Origin of the sequence: Ruminococcus sp. (assembly GCF_016287535.1) — a bacterium.
Lineage (GTDB): Bacteria > Bacillota > Clostridia > Oscillospirales > Ruminococcaceae > Ruminococcus.
Map to the genome: position 1 here is coordinate 59,361 of NZ_JAEFAJ010000010.1, position 18,800 is coordinate 78,160.

Annotated in this window: 16 protein-coding genes; all 16 read left to right on the forward strand. The window is 46.7% G+C overall.

Translation table 11 applies throughout. The features are described from left to right. Positions 1-4 precede the first annotated feature (4 nt). Entirely contained in the window at positions 5-1,195 is a 1,191-nt protein-coding gene (cbiE, locus tag QZZ36_RS06015) for a precorrin-6y C5,15-methyltransferase (decarboxylating) subunit CbiE (protein ID WP_295078385.1), read from the forward strand. Further along, positions 1,192-2,538, forward strand: a complete 1,347-nt coding sequence (locus tag QZZ36_RS06020; RefSeq protein ID WP_295078388.1) for a cobyrinate a,c-diamide synthase — start codon at positions 1,192-1,194, stop codon at positions 2,536-2,538. The genes cbiE and QZZ36_RS06020 overlap by 4 nt, the downstream gene beginning before the upstream one ends. Next, on the forward strand, positions 2,531-3,580 hold the full coding sequence (cobT, locus tag QZZ36_RS06025; protein WP_295078391.1) for a nicotinate-nucleotide--dimethylbenzimidazole phosphoribosyltransferase: 1,050 nt from the start codon (positions 2,531-2,533) through the stop codon (positions 3,578-3,580). The genes QZZ36_RS06020 and cobT overlap by 8 nt, the downstream gene beginning before the upstream one ends. Then, positions 3,577-4,098, forward strand: coding sequence for a bifunctional adenosylcobinamide kinase/adenosylcobinamide-phosphate guanylyltransferase (locus tag QZZ36_RS06030; protein ID WP_295078394.1), 522 nt, complete (start codon positions 3,577-3,579; stop codon positions 4,096-4,098). The genes cobT and QZZ36_RS06030 overlap by 4 nt, the downstream gene beginning before the upstream one ends. Beyond that, positions 4,092-4,862: an adenosylcobinamide-GDP ribazoletransferase gene (cobS, locus tag QZZ36_RS06035; RefSeq protein WP_295078398.1), complete on the forward strand. Its 771-nt coding sequence runs from the start codon at positions 4,092-4,094 to the stop codon at positions 4,860-4,862. The genes QZZ36_RS06030 and cobS overlap by 7 nt, the downstream gene beginning before the upstream one ends. Then, positions 4,859-5,257, forward strand: coding sequence for a bifunctional adenosylcobinamide kinase/adenosylcobinamide-phosphate guanylyltransferase (locus tag QZZ36_RS06040; RefSeq protein ID WP_295078401.1), 399 nt, complete (start codon positions 4,859-4,861; stop codon positions 5,255-5,257). The genes cobS and QZZ36_RS06040 overlap by 4 nt, the downstream gene beginning before the upstream one ends. Beyond that, on the forward strand, positions 5,247-5,807 hold the full coding sequence (locus tag QZZ36_RS06045; RefSeq protein WP_295078404.1) for a histidine phosphatase family protein: 561 nt from the start codon (positions 5,247-5,249) through the stop codon (positions 5,805-5,807). The genes QZZ36_RS06040 and QZZ36_RS06045 overlap by 11 nt, the downstream gene beginning before the upstream one ends. Beyond that, positions 5,804-6,775, forward strand: a complete 972-nt coding sequence (cbiB, locus tag QZZ36_RS06050) for an adenosylcobinamide-phosphate synthase CbiB (protein WP_295078407.1) — start codon at positions 5,804-5,806, stop codon at positions 6,773-6,775. Before QZZ36_RS06045 ends, cbiB begins: the two co-directional genes overlap by 4 nt. After that, complete coding sequence (locus QZZ36_RS06055; protein ID WP_295078410.1) at positions 6,769-7,803, forward strand: histidinol-phosphate transaminase; 1,035 nt, start codon at positions 6,769-6,771, stop codon at positions 7,801-7,803. Before cbiB ends, QZZ36_RS06055 begins: the two co-directional genes overlap by 7 nt. Further along, on the forward strand, positions 7,796-9,262 hold the full coding sequence (locus QZZ36_RS06060; protein ID WP_295078413.1) for a cobyric acid synthase: 1,467 nt from the start codon (positions 7,796-7,798) through the stop codon (positions 9,260-9,262). The genes QZZ36_RS06055 and QZZ36_RS06060 overlap by 8 nt, the downstream gene beginning before the upstream one ends. Further along, positions 9,262-9,897 (forward strand): precorrin-8X methylmutase, encoded by a 636-nt coding sequence (locus QZZ36_RS06065; RefSeq protein ID WP_295078433.1) that lies wholly within the window; start codon positions 9,262-9,264, stop codon positions 9,895-9,897. The genes QZZ36_RS06060 and QZZ36_RS06065 overlap by 1 nt, the downstream gene beginning before the upstream one ends. 140 nt (positions 9,898-10,037) lie before the next feature. Further along, the gene (locus tag QZZ36_RS06070) at positions 10,038-12,272 is read left to right on the forward strand and encodes a PP2C family protein-serine/threonine phosphatase (protein WP_295078416.1); all 2,235 of its coding nucleotides are present in this window, start codon (positions 10,038-10,040) and stop codon (positions 12,270-12,272) included. A gap of 248 nt (positions 12,273-12,520) precedes the next feature. Next, on the forward strand, positions 12,521-14,608 hold the full coding sequence (glgB, locus tag QZZ36_RS06075; protein ID WP_295078419.1) for a 1,4-alpha-glucan branching protein GlgB: 2,088 nt from the start codon (positions 12,521-12,523) through the stop codon (positions 14,606-14,608). Positions 14,609-14,643: 35 nt separating this feature from the next. Next, positions 14,644-15,870 (forward strand): glucose-1-phosphate adenylyltransferase, encoded by a 1,227-nt coding sequence (locus tag QZZ36_RS06080; RefSeq protein ID WP_295078422.1) that lies wholly within the window; start codon positions 14,644-14,646, stop codon positions 15,868-15,870. Between the two features lie 14 nt (positions 15,871-15,884). Next, a complete protein-coding gene (gene glgD, locus QZZ36_RS06085) occupies positions 15,885-17,006 on the forward strand; it encodes a glucose-1-phosphate adenylyltransferase subunit GlgD (protein WP_295078427.1) in 1,122 nt (373 codons plus the stop codon). 15 nt (positions 17,007-17,021) lie between these two features. Further along, complete coding sequence (gene glgA, locus QZZ36_RS06090) at positions 17,022-18,446, forward strand: glycogen synthase GlgA (RefSeq protein WP_295078430.1); 1,425 nt, start codon at positions 17,022-17,024, stop codon at positions 18,444-18,446. Positions 18,447-18,800 lie beyond the last annotated feature (354 nt).

Consider the following 18,800-nt stretch of genomic DNA (forward strand, 5'->3'; position numbering starts at 1 on the left):
AGAGTTGAAGATATACATAGTCGGGATCGGTATGGAAGGTGTGAAAACGCTTACAAAGGATGCTGAAAAGGCTGTCTGCGAAGCAGAGGTACTGATAGGAGCAGAGAGAATGCTTGCGCCTTTTTCTGCATATTGCAAGACAGAGTTCATGGAGTATCGCAGCGAGGAAATAGTCCGTTATTTAGAAGGAAACAAGCCCTCATCGGCAGCTGTGCTGATGTCCGGCGACTGCGGATTTTTCAGCGGTGCCAAAAGACTTTCTGAGCAGCTTTCCGAATATGCTCCCGAAATAATCTGCGGTATTTCTTCACCTGTTTACCTTTGCGCAAAGCTCGGAAAGGACTGGTCTGACTGCTGCTTTGTAAGTCTGCACGGTAAAAAAGCAAATATCGTCCGTAATGTAAAAACTCACAGGAACACGTTTTTCCTGCTTGGCGGCGATATAACTGCGGCTGATATCTGCAGGCGGCTGTGCACCTATGATATGGGGGATATCATTGTACATATCGGAGAGGATCTCGGATATGAGAACGAGAGGATATCCAGCGGAAAAGCCTGTGAATTCGCAGATATAACGACTTCAGGACTGTGTGTGATGCTGTGCGAAAACGGTGGATATGAAAAGGCGGTTCTAAGCGGTATACCTGATGACCTGTTCATCAGAGGCAGCGTTCCTATGACGAAATCAGAGGTCAGGACGGTTACTGTGGCAGGACTGGGGATATGCGATGACAGCGTATGCTGGGACATCGGCAGCGGAACAGGTTCGGTGGCTGTAGAAATGGCTGTACGCTGCGGAAACGGTCTTGTATGTGCAGTAGAGAAAAATTCGGAAGCAGTTGAGCTTATCGAAAAGAACAGGATCAGATTCGGCTGTGACAATATTGAAATATACAGTGGTAACTCAGCGGATGTTATTGATGATCTTCCTGTCCCTGATGTTGTATTTGTCGGAGGGTCAGGCGGTCAATTATTTGATATAATTGATAAAGCGTACTCAATAAATCGCAATATCCGGCTGACCGTAACAGCGGTATCTCTCGAAACTCTTTCTGAATGTACAGCAATATTTGATAAGCTCGGCCTTGAAGCGGAGATCACACAGATAGCTGTCACACGTACACGTAAGGTGGGAAAACATACCATGCTTTCAGCTGAAAATCCAGTATATATCATTAAGAGGAAGCAGCTATGAAAAGGGTTATCATCGGTGGTACTCACAGCGGCTGCGGCAAAACGACAGTAGTATGCGCGGTACTTGCTGCGCTGAAAGCCCGCGGACTTGCTGTTTCGAGCTTCAAGTGCGGTCCGGACTACATTGATCCAATGTTTCATGAGAGCATCATAGGCGCTGATGCTCATAACCTTGACAGCTTTTTCTGCGATGACAATACACTCAGATATTTGCTCTGTACAAACGGTGAAAAATCAGATATATCCGTAATTGAAGGCGTTATGGGATATTACGACGGCGTTGGCGGCAGAGGTTCCGCTCATTCGGTCTCGGCGGCGACCGGTACACCTTCTGTAATAGTCATTGACTGTAAAGGTGCGTCGGAGTCGATAGGTGCCGTGGTGAAGGGCTTTCTTGATTATAAAAGACCGAACAGTATAAAGGGCTTTATTTTCAACAGACTCCCGGAACGGCTTGTTCCGCTCGCAAAGGATATATGCGAAGAATCGGGTACAAAGTATTTCGGCTTTTTCCCTGTGACCAGCTTTTCACTGGAAAGCCGGCGCCTCGGACTTATAACGGCTGCCGAGGTGGCTGATCTGAAGAAAATCACAGAGCAGCTTGGGGTACTTGCTGAAAAGCACATTCTCCTTGACGAGCTTATGAATACAGCGGAATCGCCTTTGCCTGATTTTGAACCGCTCAAATTGAACAGACTTTTTGAAAATAAACATCCAAAAATTGCTGTTGCAAAGGACAGAGCATTCTGCTTTATTTATTCGGATAATATCACACTGCTTGAAAAGCTTGGCTGTGAAATAGAGTTTTTCTCTCCGATGAATGACACAAAACTGCCGGACAACTGCTGCGGAATTATTCTCTGCGGCGGTTATCCTGAGCTGTATGCGGCGGAGTTATCTTCCAACAGCAGTATGCTTGCGGCGATAAAAAGCGCAGCTGCGTCCGGTATGCCGATTATAGCGGAATGCGGAGGCTTTATGTATCTGCATGATACTATGAAGATGCCGGACGGTTCTGAATACGGAATGGTGGGAGCAATAAAAGGAACAGCTTACGAGACTCAGCGCCTGCAGAGATTCGGGTACGTTACTCTTACAGCCGATGCTGATAATCTTATCTGCGCGAAAGGAGAAAGTATACCGGCTCATGAGTTCCATTACTGGGACAGTACCGACTGTGGCGAAAGCTTTAAAGCTGAGAAGAATGACGGCAGGAACTGGCGGTGTGTCCATGCGGACAAAGCGATGTATGCAGGTTTCCCGCATTTGTATTTTTATTCGGATACTGGCATTGCACAGAGATTTGCAGCTGCCTGTGCGGAGTTTGGAGGTATTGATGGATAGGATCAAACATATAGTGCCTGTGGACAGAAAATATGCCGATCTTGCTCAGGCGAGGTGGGATTCGGTCGCAAAGCCTCTCAGGAGCTTTGGTCTCCTTGAGGATATGTGGAACAGGATCGCTGCTGTACAGCGCACTGATACTCCGAACATATTCAATCGTGCTGTTGTGGTAATGTGCGCGGATAACGGCGTAGTTGCCGAGGGCGTTACTCAGTCTGACAATACCGTCACTTCTGTATGCGCAAGGGAAATAGCAAGCGGGCGGTCCAATATAAATGTTCTTGCCGATGTATACAGGGCAGAGGTCGTCGCGGTAGATATCGGCATAGCCCGTGATATACAATGCAAAGGTCTTCTGAACCGGAAGGTAGCATTTGGCTCAAACAATATCGCTGCCGGACCTGCAATGACTGTGGCACAGGCGGAAGAAGCAATAAGGACAGGTATGGATATAGTCCGTGATCTTTCAAACAATGGCATGAAGCTTATCGTTACCGGAGAGATGGGCATTGGTAATACTACTCCTACAGCAGCACTGTCTTCTGTCCTGCTCGGACTTCCTCCGGATGTCGTGACCGGAAGAGGAGCCGGTCTTTCAACGGAAGGACTTGAACGAAAGATAGCAGTCGTAAAGCGTGCAATAAAGGTAAACGCTCCGTATACGGGAAATGCGGTCGAGCTGCTTTCAAAGCTTGGAAGCTATGAGATAGCGGGCATGATAGGATTGTATCTCGGCGGAGCAGTTTACGGAGTGACTATCGTTATTGACGGCGTGATATCAGCAGTTGCTGCAGCTGTTGCGGCAATGATAGCTCCTGATTCCGTGGATTATATGCTTGCAGGCCATGTTTCTGCTGAACCTGCCGGCAGAGGACTTATCGGCAAGCTCGGACTTCATGCTGTTATCGACGGAGGTCTGAAACTTGGAGAGGGTACCGGAGGCATCCTTCTTCTGCCGCTTCTTGACGGCGCTGCGGCGATATACTATAATTCTCACCGATTCGACGTATCGGGCATAGAAAGGTATGTGGAACTGAAATGATCACACTTGTAACAGGCGGTACAAAATGCGGAAAATCAGGGTACGCTGAGAAGGTACTTGAAAACTTCATCGGACCTAAATACTATATAGCCACAATGAATCCTGTGGGAGATGACGCTGATGAGATAATCGCGCGTCACCGTGAATCAAGAAAGAACAAGAGCTATATTACCATTGAATGTCCGCGTGATATATATAAGCTTGATCTTCCGATAGGCTGCGGCATACTTCTGGAGTGCATCGGAAATCTTTGTGCGAACGAAATGTACATCGGCGGAAATGTCCTCAGACCTTCAGACAAGATCATACGCAATATTAAGGCGCTTGGCGAGACAGCTTCGGAGCTTGTTATCGTTACGAACGAGGTGGGCTGCGACGGTAACAGTTATTCTGCGGATCTTATGGCATATGTAAGTGAAATAGCTGCTGTCAACAGCGGGATCGCTGAGTTTGCCGACAATGTCGTGGAATGCGTTTACGGTATCCCGGTCGCGCTGAAAGGGAAACTGATATGTTAAAGTCACTTTTTGCCGCATTTAGTATGTACTCACGGATACCTGTTCCGGAGGTGGAATGGACAGAGGAGAACAGACGGTACTCCCTTTGCTTTTTTCCTCTTGTCGGCGCGGTTACCGGTGTGCTGCTCATTCTGTGGAATAATATCTGTACAGCGCTCCGTACAGGCAGCTTCCTTTACGCTGCGGGAGCGGTCATAATCACAGTCCTTGTAACAGGCGGTATTCACCTTGACGGCTTCTGTGATACCTGTGACGCAAGAGCCTCGTGGGGGGAAAGAAAACGGAAACTGGAAATACTCAGTGATCCGCATATAGGTTCTTTTGCCGCGATCAGGCTCGGAGCATATCTGCTTTTGTATACGGCGCTCATATCTGAGCTTTATGACAGTCAGGCAGCTTGCCTGACAGCGTGGAGCTATGTGCTTTCACGTTCACTGAGCGGACTGGCTGCGGTAACATTCAGAGCTGCCAAAAAAGAAGGAACGCTTTTCGGATTTTCTGATAATGCTGATAAGAATGCAACGCTGTTTGTATTGTCTTTTACAGCTTCCGTCAGCTGCTTTGCAATGGCAGCGGTGCTTCCGCTTGCAGGTGTGTTTGCAGCCGCTGCGGCGCTTTTTTCAATGTTATATTATCACCATGTCGCATATAAGGAATTCGGCGGTATAACTGGCGATCTTGCAGGCTGGTTCCTGCAGGTGTGCGAGCTGTCGTCAGCAGCTGCCGCTGTTCTGGCATACAGAATAATGGAGGTCATAGAATGAAATTTATAATCGGAGGAGCCTATCAGGGGAAAATAGGTGCTGCTATCGAGCTTTTCGGGGTGAAAGAGTCTGAGATAACAAACGGTTCGACCTGTGATTTCGATGATCTGTTTTCTGCAAAGTGCATCAAGAGCTTTCATAAAGTTATAGCCCGTCTTTTAGCTCAGGGGGTAAGTCCCGTTGAGTTTACAAAAAGGCTTTGCCTTGAAAACAGTGACGCTATTATCATTATGGATGAAATAGGCTGCGGAATAGTTCCCGTTGAAAAGTCGGAGCGCAGGCGCCGTGAAGAAACAGGACGCTGCGGCTGTATAATATCTGCTGCCAGCGATACAGTAATACGTGTTATATGCGGTATACCTGTATACCTGAAGGGAAAGCGCAATGAGGATTGATCTTATCCGGCACGGCAGGACTGAAGGTAATCTTGAAATGCGGTATATAGGCAGGACTGATGAGCCGCTTTCATTTACCGGTATCGCAGAGCTTGTGAAAATGAACTATCCTGTATGCGGAAAGCTTTTCACAAGCCCGATGAAGCGCTGCGTACAGACAGCGGAACTGATATATCCTGGTATAGAGCCGGTGATATGTGAAGCTCTGCGGGAGTGCGACTTCGGGGATTTTGAAGGCAGGAACTATATCGAGCTGAGTCTCGACAGCCGCTATCAGCGCTGGATAGACAGCGGCGGAGAAGAGGCTTTTCCGAACGGGGAATCGCCTGCGGATTTCAAAAAGCGTTGTATTGATGGATTTCTTGAATGTGTAGGTTCCCTGCCTGATGACGGTCATGCTTCCTTTGTGGTGCACGGAGGTACTATAATGGCTGTAATGGAGCATTTTGCTGTCCCTGAGAAAAGCTATTATGACTGGCATACCGCAAACGGACATGGTTACATCACGGAATTTGACGGAAATAAAATAAAGGTAACAAGTAAGATATGAATTATTTTACAGCGGCTCTGCCGCTTCTGGCAGGAGCGATTCTTGACTGTGTGTTCGGCGATCCGTATAATCTGCCGCATCCCATAAGACTTATCGGCAGGCTGATATCCTTTCTTGAAGCATTTGTGCGCAGGCACATGGGCAGGCATCTCCGCGCAGGAGGCGTGTTTCTTGCTGTAATTGTACTGATAATATCTGCTGCTGTGCCCCTTGCGATACTGCTTGTATGTTACAGATTATCTGCGCTTTTCGGAGCTTTAGCCGAAGGGATAATGTGCTATTACCTTATTGCGGCACGCTGTCTCCGTGACGAGAGCATGAAGGTCTACAGTGCGGTCGCTGCAGGAGATGCTGAGAGAGCGAGAAAGGCTGTCTCAATGATAGTCGGCAGGGATACAGCTGTACTTGACGAAAAAGGCATTGTACGGGCAGCTGTGGAAACAGTTGCAGAGAACACTTCTGACGGAGTTACGGCACCGCTTATGTATATGTCAGTTGGCGGCGCCGTTCTTGGTTTTTTTTATAAAGCTGCAAATACAATGGATTCCATGATAGGCTACAGAAATGAAAAATATGCCGATATCGGAAGATTTGCCGCAAAGCTCGATGATGTTCTGAACTATATACCCTCCCGTCTGACAGCTGTCGCCATGATAGTCTGCGCTCCTCTTTTTAGACTCGATGGAACCGGCGCATACCGTATCTGGAAAAGAGACAGACGTAAGCACGCAAGTCCAAATTCCGCACAGACGGAGGCAGCCTGCGCAGGAGCTCTCGGCGTCAGGCTTGCGGGTGACGCATATTACTTCGGCGAACTCCACAAAAAAGAGTATATAGGCGATCCGGTGCGCGACATTGAAAATGAAGACATACGCCGTGCGAACAGACTGATGTACGGGAGTTCGGCAATCGTTTTTGTTTTTGCTGTTATAGTAAGAGCTCTGCTGATCGGAGGTGTTTTATGCTGAACGGACATCACGGCGGTAACGACCTCGGACTTGATATAGAGATTGACTTTTCAGCAAATCTCAATCCCCTCGGTATGCCTGAAGCAGTTCGCGGAGCTGTTATACGATCAGCTGACGAATGGGAACGGTATCCTGATCCATGCTGCCGCAGGCTGCGGAGCAAGCTCGCGGAAAAGCTCGGTGTACCTTTTGAAAGAATAGTCTGCGGCAATGGTGCTGATGATCTTATTTATCGCATCGTTTCCGCACTGAGACCTGAGAAGGCTCTTGTGTGTTCACCTTCATTCAGCGAGTACGGCAAGGCTTTGTCTGAGAACAGGTGCGTCGTCATTGAGCATTTTCTGAGGGAAGACAGCAGCTTCAGACTTACGCAAAGCATACTTGAAGATATCGAGGGAAATGATATAGTGATACTGGCTTCTCCGAACAATCCTACAGGCTTGCTTGTCGAGCCGGTTCTTCTTGAAAGGATAGCCATGCAATGCCTGCGAAAAGGTGCATATCTGCTGTGTGATGAGAGCTTTATAGGCTTTGCCGGAAACAGCGGAGAACGGACCGCTCTGAACTGCATGAATGAAAGTGTTATCGTTCTGCGTTCCTTTACAAAGCTTTTTGCAATGGCAGGACTGCGGTTAGGATATGCAGTCTGCGGCAGTATTGCTGCAGCTGAGCGTATAGCGGATACAGGTCAGTACTGGAGCGTTTCCGCTCCTGCGCAGGCAGCCGGTGCAGCGGCGCTTGATGAAGCGGATCATGTAAGGAAGACGATCGGACTTATAAAAAACGAACGGGAATACCTTGCGGCTGAACTTGCAGGTATGGGGGTAAAAGTATTCCCGTCAGATGTGAATTATATTTTGTTTAAGGCTCGCAAGGAACTTGGCGGGCTGCTTCTGAAAGATAAGATACTGATACGCAGCTGTGCTGATTACAGCGGACTCGGTGATGATTATTTCCGTGTTGCGGTGCGTACCAAAAGAGAAAATATGCAGCTTGCTGCTGCAATTAGGAGGATATTGAATGGCTAAGGCTATTATGATACAGGGGACTATGTCCAATGCAGGAAAGAGTTTTTTTGCGGCTGCGCTCTGCCGTATATTCAGACAGGACGGCTACAGCTGCGCACCATTCAAATCGCAGAATATGGCGCTGAATTCATACATAACCGCTGACGGCTGCGAGATAGGAAGAGCTCAGGCTATGCAGGCTGAGGCGGCGGGTATAGAACCGTCAGTCCTTATGAATCCTGTACTGCTCAAACCGACAACAAATACCGGTTCGCAGATAATCGTGAACGGCAGGGCAGTGGGAAATATGTCTGCAAGGGAGTATTTCAGCAGAAAAACAGAACTTATACCTAAGATAAAGGAAGCTTATGATGAGCTTGCTGCGAAGCATGATATAATAGTTATTGAAGGAGCAGGAAGTCCGGTGGAACTGAATCTGAAGTCCGACGATATTGTTAATATGGGCATGGCAAAAATAGCAAAGGCTCCCGTCGTGCTTGTGGGAGATATCGACAGGGGCGGCGTTTTCGCACAGCTTCTCGGTACTCTCGTTCTGCTTGAGCCTGATGAGCTCAGCATGGTAAAGGGGCTCGTTGTAAACAAATTCCGTGGTGATATATCGCTTTTTGACAGCGGAAAGGATATACTTTTCAAGCGCGGCGGCAAGCCTGTTCTCGGAGTGGTGCCGCAGCTTGACTGTGATATTGAGGACGAGGACAGCCTTTCGTCGAAACTGGAGGGCGCAACTGCCGGGCTTATAGATATTGCTGTCATAAAGCTTCCGAAGATATCAAACTTTACGGATTTTGACGTATTCTCACAGTATGACGGCGTGTCGGTGCGATATGTCACAAAGTATGAGGAGCTTGATAATCCGGATATGATAATCATACCAGGCACAAAAAGCACTATATGCGATATGAAATGGCTGCGCGAGAGCGGTATGGAAGCCGTCATAAAGAGAAATGCAGCAAACGGCGTGCCTGTATTCGGTATATGCGGCGGATATCAGATGCTGGGCGAGACAATAGCCGACCCTCTTGACAGTGAATGCGGTGGAAGCATAAGCGGAATGGGTCTGCTCAGGTGCAGGACTGTTTTTATGGGTGAGAAGAGACAGTCTCAGACAAGAGGGCGATTCAGGAATATAGGTGGTTTTTTCAGCTGTCTCAGCGGAGCAGAATTCAGCGGCTATGAGATACATATGGGAAGCACCGACAGCGGTGACAGACCTCTTCTGGACTGCGGCGGCGCATATTCAGGCAGCGTTTACGGCTGCTATATACACGGGCTTTTTGACAGTTCACAGGTGTCTGAGCGTATCGTAAGAAAGCTTTACGATAACAAGGGGATCACATACCGCGGCGGAGTCATTGACCGCGGCGCATACAAGGAGAGACAGTATGACAGACTTGCTGACGGAGTACGCAGAAGTATTGATACAGACCTGCTCTATAAGATAGTTGAGGAGGGCGTATGATGGAGCTTGAATATGTTCTTCCGAAGGATATAGAGCGGCGGAGCTTCGAGATAATAGGGGCAGAACTCGGTGACAGGGAGCTGCCTGAGGATATAAGGCCGATAGTCATTCGTGCAATACATACCACTGCGGATTTTGACTACTACGACAATATGTATTTCTCGGAAAATGCCGTACAGAAAGCACTTTCTGCAATAAAGGAAGGAGCTGTGTTCGTCACTGATACAAATATGGCAAAGGCAGGGATAAACAAGGCTGCCCTTGCAAGGCACGGCTGCACCGTGGAGTGCTTTATGGCTGACAGTGACGTAGCGGCGGCTGCTTCCGAAAACGGGAGCACCAGGGCGGCGGCTTCTGTTGACAAGGCTGCTCTTCTCGGAAAGCCTGTGATATATGCGGCAGGCAATGCTCCGACTGCTCTTGTGAGGCTGTGTGAGCATATCGCCGCAGGTACATTTGTGCCGAGACTTGTTATAGGTGTTCCTGTCGGATTTGTAAATGTAGTCCAGTCAAAGGAAATGATAATTGAAAGCGGTATACCATGTATAGTAGCACGAGGAAGAAAGGGCGGAAGCAATGTGGCTGCCGCTGTCTGCAATGCGCTTTTGTATATGGCTGACGAAAAAAATACATAAAAAGGAGCTGTGCTGCGCGCAGCTTTTTCTTTTTGCTGCCAAAAATGTCATACATCGACTTTTTCCGACGGCGCGGACCGACTGAAATTTCATCCTGCTGATGTTATAATAGCTTGTATATTTTTGCGAGGTGATTATGGATGTTAAAAATCAAGGATATAACGACATGGAAATATTCCGGAGCTGCTTCGGCTTTTGCAGCAGCGGCAGCGGCAGGCTTTCTGCTTACAGGTACGAGAGTGGCAGGTGTTGTTTCTTTTGCGGATATATCAATATCAGGAGCAGTCGGACTTCCGTATTCAGCTGCGGTTTTTGCCGGGAGCATGGTACGGAGCATTATCGGCGGTGACATAGGACATAATATAGTCAAGCTGTCCTCGCTGGCACTGATAATGATAATCAAGATGTTTCTTGAACCGAGAAATGACCCGAAGCTCTGCGGAATCAACACGGCTGTCAGTGTTTTTGTTTCGGGAGCGGCTGTATCTGCTGTCATAGGAGAGCTGATGTACAAGCTTTTGTTTTACGGATTCTACGGAGCACTCGCAGGTTTCACAGCATATTCTGCTGCCGGTCTCATACTCGGCATAAAACGTCAGCGTATGATAAATATAACAGGAATAAGCGGATTTTCATGCGCAGTTGTTTATATCATGCTGATAGCATCACTTTCAGCTTTAAAACTCCCAGTGTTGAATGCGGGAATCATAGCGGCGTCGTTTGTCACGCTGATGGGAGCGTACTTTTATATGCAAAACGGAGGAGTTTTCTGCGGAGCGCTTTCAGTGTGCGGTGCATTTCTCTCATCGGCGTCTGTGGGTCTTAATATAGTTCTTCTGCCTGCTGCCGGACTTCTGACAGGTTATCTTTACAAACAGAAAAGCCATATCGCAGCCGCAGGATTTGTAGGAATAAATTTTATTATGACAGTTCTGACCGGTATGTCGGTCAGAGGCGTGGAGAATATGATGGATATTATATGCGGTGCAGCTTTATTTATACCTTTTTCCGCAGTCTTTACCGACAAATGGATTTGTACCGGCAGCGAGTGCGTATCAGCATTTCCTGATATGATAGGTACAAGGCTGGGGTTCCTTTCGGATACCGTCAGGGAGCTTCGCAGTGAGTCTGAGCGTATATCGCACATACTTGCGGAGAGAAGCGATATCAGCCGTGAAATAGAAGAAAATTCGGAGCAGGTCTGTTCATTGTGCTACAGACGCCCGTTCTGCTGGAAGTCGGACAGGACGAATACATACCGCGGTTTTTCAAAACTTGCAGAGATGACGGAATTTGCGTCAGAGAGCTTTCCGGCGGAGCTTGCGGACTGTCTGCGCAGGAACGAGCTGACAGACGCTTTTTTGCGCAGTGCCCGTGAAAGGGCATCTGCAAAGCTTATGGAGATGAGATTTTCGGAGAGCAGGGAAATGCTGCATGAGCAGCTCCGGATAACTGAAGAGCTGTTACGTGCTGCCGGCGAAAGATTTGACGTACGCTATTCTGAAAATGTCAGCCGGACAATAAAGCATAAGCTTGAAAAGTTCGGTATAGTTCCCGAAAAAGTAATAGCAGGCTACAACAGCAGAAATCGGCTTATTGCTGAGATATATTTCGATCACGGGGCAGCTCCTGAAAACAGTACGAGGGTATGCGACCTTATAGCTGACGAGCTGCGTCTTTCACTTGAAAGCACCGAACCTGTAAGTTCGGGAAAGGAGATAAGGATCAGGATCTTTGAAAAGCCGAAATATAAAATGGAAGTATATGCTGTTTCTGCCGGTGCGGATAATTCTCGTTATAACGGAGATACTCATACAGTATTCTTTGACGGCGGCGAAGCAGGATACGCAGTGCTTTCAGACGGTATGGGGACCGGCAGGGAAGCTTCTGCTGAGTCGCGTATGGTTGTCGGGCTTTTCCGCAGGCTTGTAACAGGCGGTGTGGACTTTATATCAGCGGTCAAACTGGTAAATTCTGTAATGGTTGCGAAATCATGGGAGGAGAGCTTTGCTACTCTTGACGCTGTACGCATTGATCTTGACGAATGCGGTCTCACAGTAATAAAGTCAGGTGCGGCTGCAACACTTATAAGGCACCGCGGCAGTGTACTGAAGGTGACTTCTCCGACCTTCCCTGTGGGTATATATGAAACGTCTGATGTGTTTGTGAAAAAGTGTGAGTTTGAAGAAGGGGATATAGTCATAATGTTTTCTGACGGCATTTTCGAGAATGCGTATCCTTTCATCAAAGAGCTCCTTCTCGGCGGAGATGATCTGAAGCATATCGTTGAAGAGATCAGCGGCAAGGCACAGGTTTTCACCCCTTCAATACATGCTGATGACGTTACTGTCATCGGAGTAAGAGTAACGGGTTGACGGGAAAAAACGGCACTTGTGTGAACAAAATATTAACTCAAATGCTCTGAAACTGTATGAAAAACATGGCATTTGCTGTGCATATTTAATAAAGCTGTCTAAGAAAATCTCGGAACGAATCTGTCAAATTGCACTAATTGGACAGGCAATTATTAGCATAACGTCTGAATTTTTTCCATTATCACCAAAAAAGCTTGAATAATTCTGCTGATTCTGATAAAATGAATTATAGCAAAGGAGGCTGAATTATGTCTGTTAATAACAACAATAATCCCAATGATTTTCCGCTGTACCTTTTTTATCAGGGTAAGAACTACGAAGCATATAAATTTTTTGGTGTACATTCTGCAAAAAAAGGAAGAAGCAAGGTATTTATTTTCAGAGTTTGGGCTCCTGACGCTGTAAGTGTTTCTGTTGTCGGAGATTTCAACAACTGGAACAGAAAAAAGAATCCCATGACAAAGATAGCCGACGGTATATGGGAAACCGAGATACCTAAGCTTAAACAGTACGACGCATATAAATTCTGTATCGAAGCTAAGGACGGCAGGATACTTATGAAGGCAGATCCCTATGCTGCTCATTTTGAGACCCGTCCGGGAACTGCTTCTAAAATATATGAGAGTTCATACAAGTGGAGCGACAGCAAGTGGTTTGAATCAAAGAATACAACGAGCATATACAAGAGCCCGGTCAATATATACGAAGTGCATATCGGTTCGTGGAGGAACTACGGTGAAGAGATATTCCTCGACTATATTACTTTTGCGAAGAAGATCATACCTTACCTGAAGAAGATGTCATATACCCATATTGAGTTCATGCCTCTTACAGAGTATCCCTATGACGGTTCATGGGGATATCAGGTGACGGGATATTTTGCTCCTACTTCAAGGTACGGAACTCCTGATGATATGAGAAAAATGGTTGATCTGTTCCATGAAGCGGGTATAGGCGTTATCCTTGACTGGGTGCCTGCGCATTTTCCTAAGGACGAAGCCGGACTTTATGAATTCGACGGAAGCTGCTGCTATGAGTATTCCGACGAACGAAAAAAGGAACACAAAGCCTGGGGAACAAGGGTTTTCGACTTCGGCAAGGCTGAGGTTTGCTCCTTCCTCATTTCAAGCGCGAACTACTGGTTCGATGAGTTCCATGTCGACGGACTGAGAGTAGATGCAGTCGCTTCAATGCTCTATCTTGACTATGACAGACGTGACGGAGAATGGGCTCCCAACCTCTATGGCGGCAACGAGAATCTTGAAGCAGTTGAGTTTCTCAAGCACCTTAATGAAGCAGTGTTCATGAAACATCCGGACGCACTTATGATAGCCGAGGAATCAACCGCATGGCCGCTTGTCACAAAGCCTACCGATATCGGAGGGCTGGGTTTCAACTTCAAGTGGAACATGGGCTGGATGAACGATATGCTCAGCTATATGTCACTTGATCCTATCTACCGCGCCTTCAATCATGATAAGCTGACATTCTCCTTTTTCTATGCTTTCTCGGAGAACTATATCCTTCCTATCTCACACGACGAGGTAGTACACGGAAAGTGCTCCATGATAAATAAAATGCCCGGTGAGCATGAGCAGAAGTTTGCCTCTTACCGTGCTTTCCTTGCTTATATGATGGCTCATCCCGGAAAGAAGCTCCTCTTTATGGGTCAGGAGTTCGCACAGGTGAACGAATGGAACTACAAGGCTCAGCTCGACTGGAACCTGCTTAATTTTGATTCACACAAGATCATGCAGAAGTTCTCGGAGAAGCTCAATAAGTTCTATATAGAAAATCCGCCGCTCTGGCAGGACGATGATTCATGGAACGGCTTCGGTTGGATATCAAACGATGATTACAAGCAGAGTATCATCTCGTTCAGACGTATCGACGACAGCGGAGATGAGATCATTGCGGTCTGCAACTTCGTTCCCGTCGAGCGTAAGAACTACAGGATCGGAGTTCCTCACAAGGGAAGATACAAGCTTGTCTTCAATACTGACGCTGCCGAGTTCGGAGGTACGGACATAACCGAGACCTCCTTCAGATCGGACAGTGTTCCCATGCACGGTCACGATAACAGTATAACAATGACTCTTGCTCCTCTTTCGGTGATCTATCTCAGATATGTCCCCGTTAAAAAGAGAGAGACAAAACCAAAGCAGGCAGCTTCATCAAAAAAGACAGCTGCAACAGCTAAAAAGACGGCTCCTGCAGTAAAAAAAGCAGCTGCTTCTGCTGGTAAAAAGACTGCTGCGAAGCCCGGAAAGAAAGCTTCACCCGAAGCAGAAAAAAAGACTAAAACTACGGCAAAGAAGAAAACTGATATTAAATAATAACAGCATACACAAAAAGTATTGGAGGAATAACAATGTACAGTAAAAAAAGAGTCGTTGCAATGCTCCTTGCAGGCGGCCAGGGCAGCAGACTGTATGCCCTGACCAAAAACGTGGCAAAGCCCGCAGTACCTTACGGCGGCAAATACAGACTCATAGATTTTCCACTTTCAAACTGCACCAACTCAGGTATAGATACAGTAGGAGTTCTTACGCAGTACCAGCCTCTTGTGCTCAATGAGTACATCGGAAACGGTCAGCCGTGGGACCTTGACAAAATGAACGGAGGTGTTCATGTGCTTCCGCCCTATGAGACCCAGGCAGGAGCCTCGTGGTATGAGGGCACAGCAAACGCTATCTATCAGAATATGGGCTTTATCGAGCGCTACGATCCGGAGTATGTCGTAGTTCTCGGCGGCGACCATATTTATAAAATGGACTATTCCAAGATGGTGGATTTTCACGTTGCAAATGACGCGGACTGCACTATCTCGGTAATAGATGTGCCGAAGGCTGAGGCGTCACGCTTCGGAATAATGATCTGCGACGAGAAGCAGCAGATCATCGATTTTGTCGAGAAGCCGAAGGAGCCCAAGTCAACTCTTGCGTCAATGGGAATATATGTCTTCAGCTGGGCAAAGCTGAAGAAGTACCTCATTGAAAATGAAAACGAAGCAAACGCCAAGCGTGACAAAGGCGAGCCGTGGTCCAAGGATTTCGGCAAGGACATAATTACGTCAATGCTCCGTGACAAGCAGAGACTGTTTGCATATGAGTTCGAGGGCTACTGGAAGGATGTCGGAACTCTTGACTCACTGTGGGAGGCGAACATGGATCTCCTCAGTCCCAGTGTTCCGCTTGATCTCTATGATCCCAACTGGAAGATATATTCGCGCAACAACAATTACCCGCCGCAGTACGTGGGCGAGAACGCCTGCATCGAGAATTCCATGATATCTGAGGGAAGTACTATCGACGGAACAGTCGATTTCTCCATCCTCTTCTCCGGTGTTACCATCGAGCCGGGCGCGTCTGTGAATTACAGCATAATTATGCCCGGAACTGTTATAAAGTCGGGAGCTGTTGTTGAGTATGCCATCGTAGGAAGCGACAGTGTTATCGAAAATCGTGCGCGTGTAGGTTCAAGTCCTGAAAAGATAGATAACAGAAATGACTGGGGCATTGCCGTTGTCGGACATAACGTTACTGTTTCAGCTGAAAAGGTCGTAGAGCCGAAACAGATCATCGGCGAAAATATCTGACGGAGGAATGTACTATGAGTGTTAATTATAATGTTTTGGGACTTGTCTTTGCAAGTATGCATGATTCATATGTCAGCGAGCTGACAAAATCAAGAACAATGGGTTCGATACCTTTCGGGGGACGTTATCGCCTTATTGATTTTCCTCTGTCAAACTTTGTAAATTCAGGCGTTTCAGAGGTAGGAGTAATCACAAAATCAAACTACGGTTCGCTTCTCGATCATCTCGGATCGGGACGTGACTGGGATCTGGCACGTAAAAAGGGCGGACTTCATCTTCTCCCTCCCTACAGTCAGACAGGCGGTATATATAAGGGAAGACTTGACGCTCTCAATAATATATGGGGCTTCGTCGAGCATTCAAACGCCAAGTATGTAATAATGTCGAACTGTGACGTTGTCACGACTATAAATTTCAATCCGGTGCTCAAGCAGCATATGGACAACGAAGCCGACATAACCCTTGTATACAGCAGGAGCTTTTATGACGGCGAGAAAAGCAACTGTGCAACTGTACTTGAATTTGATGGAGAAAACTGTCTTAAAGATGCACTTGTTGCTCCGCAGATAAAGGGTGAATGCAATCTCTGGCTTGAGATGTGCATAATCACAAAGGAATTTCTCAAGAAGGTCGTAGCCGATGCGGCAAGCCGCAATCAGCACAGCTTTACCCGTGAGATACTTCAGAGCGGCAATAAGGAGTTCAAGATCATGGGCTACAAGCATGACGGCTTCTTCACAAGGATAGACAGTATACAGGATTATTACAATGCGAGCAGGCTTCTCCTTGATCCTGCAAAGAAAAATGCGCTGTTCATGAAGAATATGCCGGTTTTTACTAAAATAGGCGACAACGGTCCTGTAAAGTACGGACTTGAATCAAATATCAAGGATTCGCTTATAGCGGACGGCTGTATAATAGAGGGAACCGTTATCAACTCTATCCTGTTCAGAGGAGTAAGGATAGGAAAGGATACTGTAGTAAAGGACTGCGTATTGTTCCAGGGAACGAAGGTAGGTTCAAGCTGCAGCATATCATCGGTCATAACCGATAAAAACGTAGAGATAAGCGATGCAAAGGTGCTTACGGGCTCCGAGACATATCCGCTTTATATTGGAAAAGGCGGTAAGATCTGACGGCGGTGATAATATATGAAAATACTTTTTGCTGCCAGCGAGGCTGTACCATTCGCAGCCTCAGGCGGTCTCGCAGATGTTGCTGGTTCGCTTCCGAGAGCGATAAAATCCAAAAGACACGACTGCAGAGTGGTGATACCGCTCTATAAGTCGATAAGACCAGAGATCCGTGACAAAATGGTATTTCTCACTAATATTACTGTTGACGTTTCGTGGCGCAAGCAGTACTGTGGGATATTTATGACGATATATGAAGGCATAACTTATTACTTTATAGATAACGAGTACTACTATTCAAGAGACGGTCTTTACGGCTTCTATGACGACTGTGAGAGATTCGTCTTTTTTGACAGAGCAGTTCTTGAAATGCTGAAGTATATAAAGTTTACTCCTGATATAATAAACTGCAATGACTGGCAGACAGCGCTGATACCTGTTTATTACAATGTATATTATAAGTATCAGCAGGGATACGGCGGTATCAAGATCGTATACACTATCCATAATATCGAATATCAGGGAAAGTACGGAAAGGAAGTCCTGAGCGAAGTAATGGGTATCCCCATGTACAATGCGGGACTTATTGAATACGACGGCTCCGTAAATATGATGAAGGGAGCTATTGAGACTTCGGATATGATAACGACAGTCAGTCCGAGTTACGCATGGGAGATAATGGATCCATGGTATGCTCATGGGCTTGACAGGATACTTGTCACAAAGCAGTATAAGCTCCGCGGCATTATGAACGGTATTGATACAAAGCTTTATGATCCTGAGAAGGATAAGACTATAGCCGCAAATTATTCTTCAAAGAAACTTGCAGGCAAGCAACGATGCAAGGAGGAGCTTCTGAATGAGTTCGGACTTGCAGCAGGAGATGAACCCGTTATCGGAATAGTTTCCCGTTTTGTACGACACAAGGGAATAGATCTTATCCGTTGTGTTTTTGAGGAAATGGTGCATGACGGTATAAAATTTGCGGTGCTTGGAAGCGGCGAGAAGATCTATGAGGATTTCTTCCTGGAAATGGCTGCGAGGTATCCGGAAAGGGTGTCGGTGACAGTAGGATTTGAACCGGAGCTGTCACACAGGATATATTCCGGCTCAGATATGTTCCTGATGCCCTCACAGAGTGAGCCGTGCGGACTGGCGCAGATGATCGCAATGAGATACGGAACGGTTCCGATTGTCAGGGAAACAGGCGGACTCAGGGATTCTGTACGCGATAACGGCGGTGAGGACGGCAACGGATATACTTTCAAGACATACAATGCAAATGATATGCTTGATGCCGTAAAACGCGCGTGGAACGATTACAATGACAAAATGGTATGGGAAGAGCTTGTAAGAAGAGCTATGGAGTGCGACCATAGCTGGGCTTCTTCAGCTGATATGTATATTAATACATATAAAGAGCTCCTTTCTGCGGATAAATAAAAAAAGGCGTCTTCGGGCGCCTTTTTGCGCCGCTGTCCACATAGTAGTTCATGTTATGCAGTGTCCGTTATTTCGTACAAAAAGGAACGTATAATTTGAGTAAAATTTGATTTGACAAATTTAGGAAGAGATGATATAATTTAATTACTGTCCGACAAGTGGAGGACGAGAGCACGAAAAATTTCTTAAAGGAATTTGAAAAAAGTGCTTGACAAAGCTTAGAGATAGTGATATAATATTAAAGCTGTCCCGGAAGGGATAGCAAGGAACAGCATCTTGAAAATTGAACAATGCGAAGGAAAAAAAGTAACGACCCTTGAGATTCCTTTTTGAAGCTGAGAGATCAGTGGATAG

Coding starts and splice junctions, on each gene's coding strand:
- glgB (WP_295078419.1), top strand. CDS start 12,521: ATGTCTGTTAATAACAACAATAATCCCAATGATTTTCCGCTGTACCTT.
- QZZ36_RS06020 (WP_295078388.1), top strand. CDS start 1,192: ATGAAAAGGGTTATCATCGGTGGTACTCACAGCGGCTGCGGCAAAACG.
- QZZ36_RS06065 (WP_295078433.1), top strand. CDS start 9,262: ATGGAGCTTGAATATGTTCTTCCGAAGGATATAGAGCGGCGGAGCTTC.
- glgD (WP_295078427.1), top strand. CDS start 15,885: ATGAGTGTTAATTATAATGTTTTGGGACTTGTCTTTGCAAGTATGCAT.
- QZZ36_RS06055 (WP_295078410.1), top strand. CDS start 6,769: ATGCTGAACGGACATCACGGCGGTAACGACCTCGGACTTGATATAGAG.
- QZZ36_RS06045 (WP_295078404.1), top strand. CDS start 5,247: ATGAGGATTGATCTTATCCGGCACGGCAGGACTGAAGGTAATCTTGAA.
- QZZ36_RS06070 (WP_295078416.1), top strand. CDS start 10,038: ATGTTAAAAATCAAGGATATAACGACATGGAAATATTCCGGAGCTGCT.
- QZZ36_RS06060 (WP_295078413.1), top strand. CDS start 7,796: ATGGCTAAGGCTATTATGATACAGGGGACTATGTCCAATGCAGGAAAG.
- cobT (WP_295078391.1), top strand. CDS start 2,531: ATGGATAGGATCAAACATATAGTGCCTGTGGACAGAAAATATGCCGAT.
- cbiB (WP_295078407.1), top strand. CDS start 5,804: ATGAATTATTTTACAGCGGCTCTGCCGCTTCTGGCAGGAGCGATTCTT.
- glgA (WP_295078430.1), top strand. CDS start 17,022: ATGAAAATACTTTTTGCTGCCAGCGAGGCTGTACCATTCGCAGCCTCA.
- QZZ36_RS06040 (WP_295078401.1), top strand. CDS start 4,859: ATGAAATTTATAATCGGAGGAGCCTATCAGGGGAAAATAGGTGCTGCT.
- QZZ36_RS06030 (WP_295078394.1), top strand. CDS start 3,577: ATGATCACACTTGTAACAGGCGGTACAAAATGCGGAAAATCAGGGTAC.
- QZZ36_RS06080 (WP_295078422.1), top strand. CDS start 14,644: ATGTACAGTAAAAAAAGAGTCGTTGCAATGCTCCTTGCAGGCGGCCAG.
- cobS (WP_295078398.1), top strand. CDS start 4,092: ATGTTAAAGTCACTTTTTGCCGCATTTAGTATGTACTCACGGATACCT.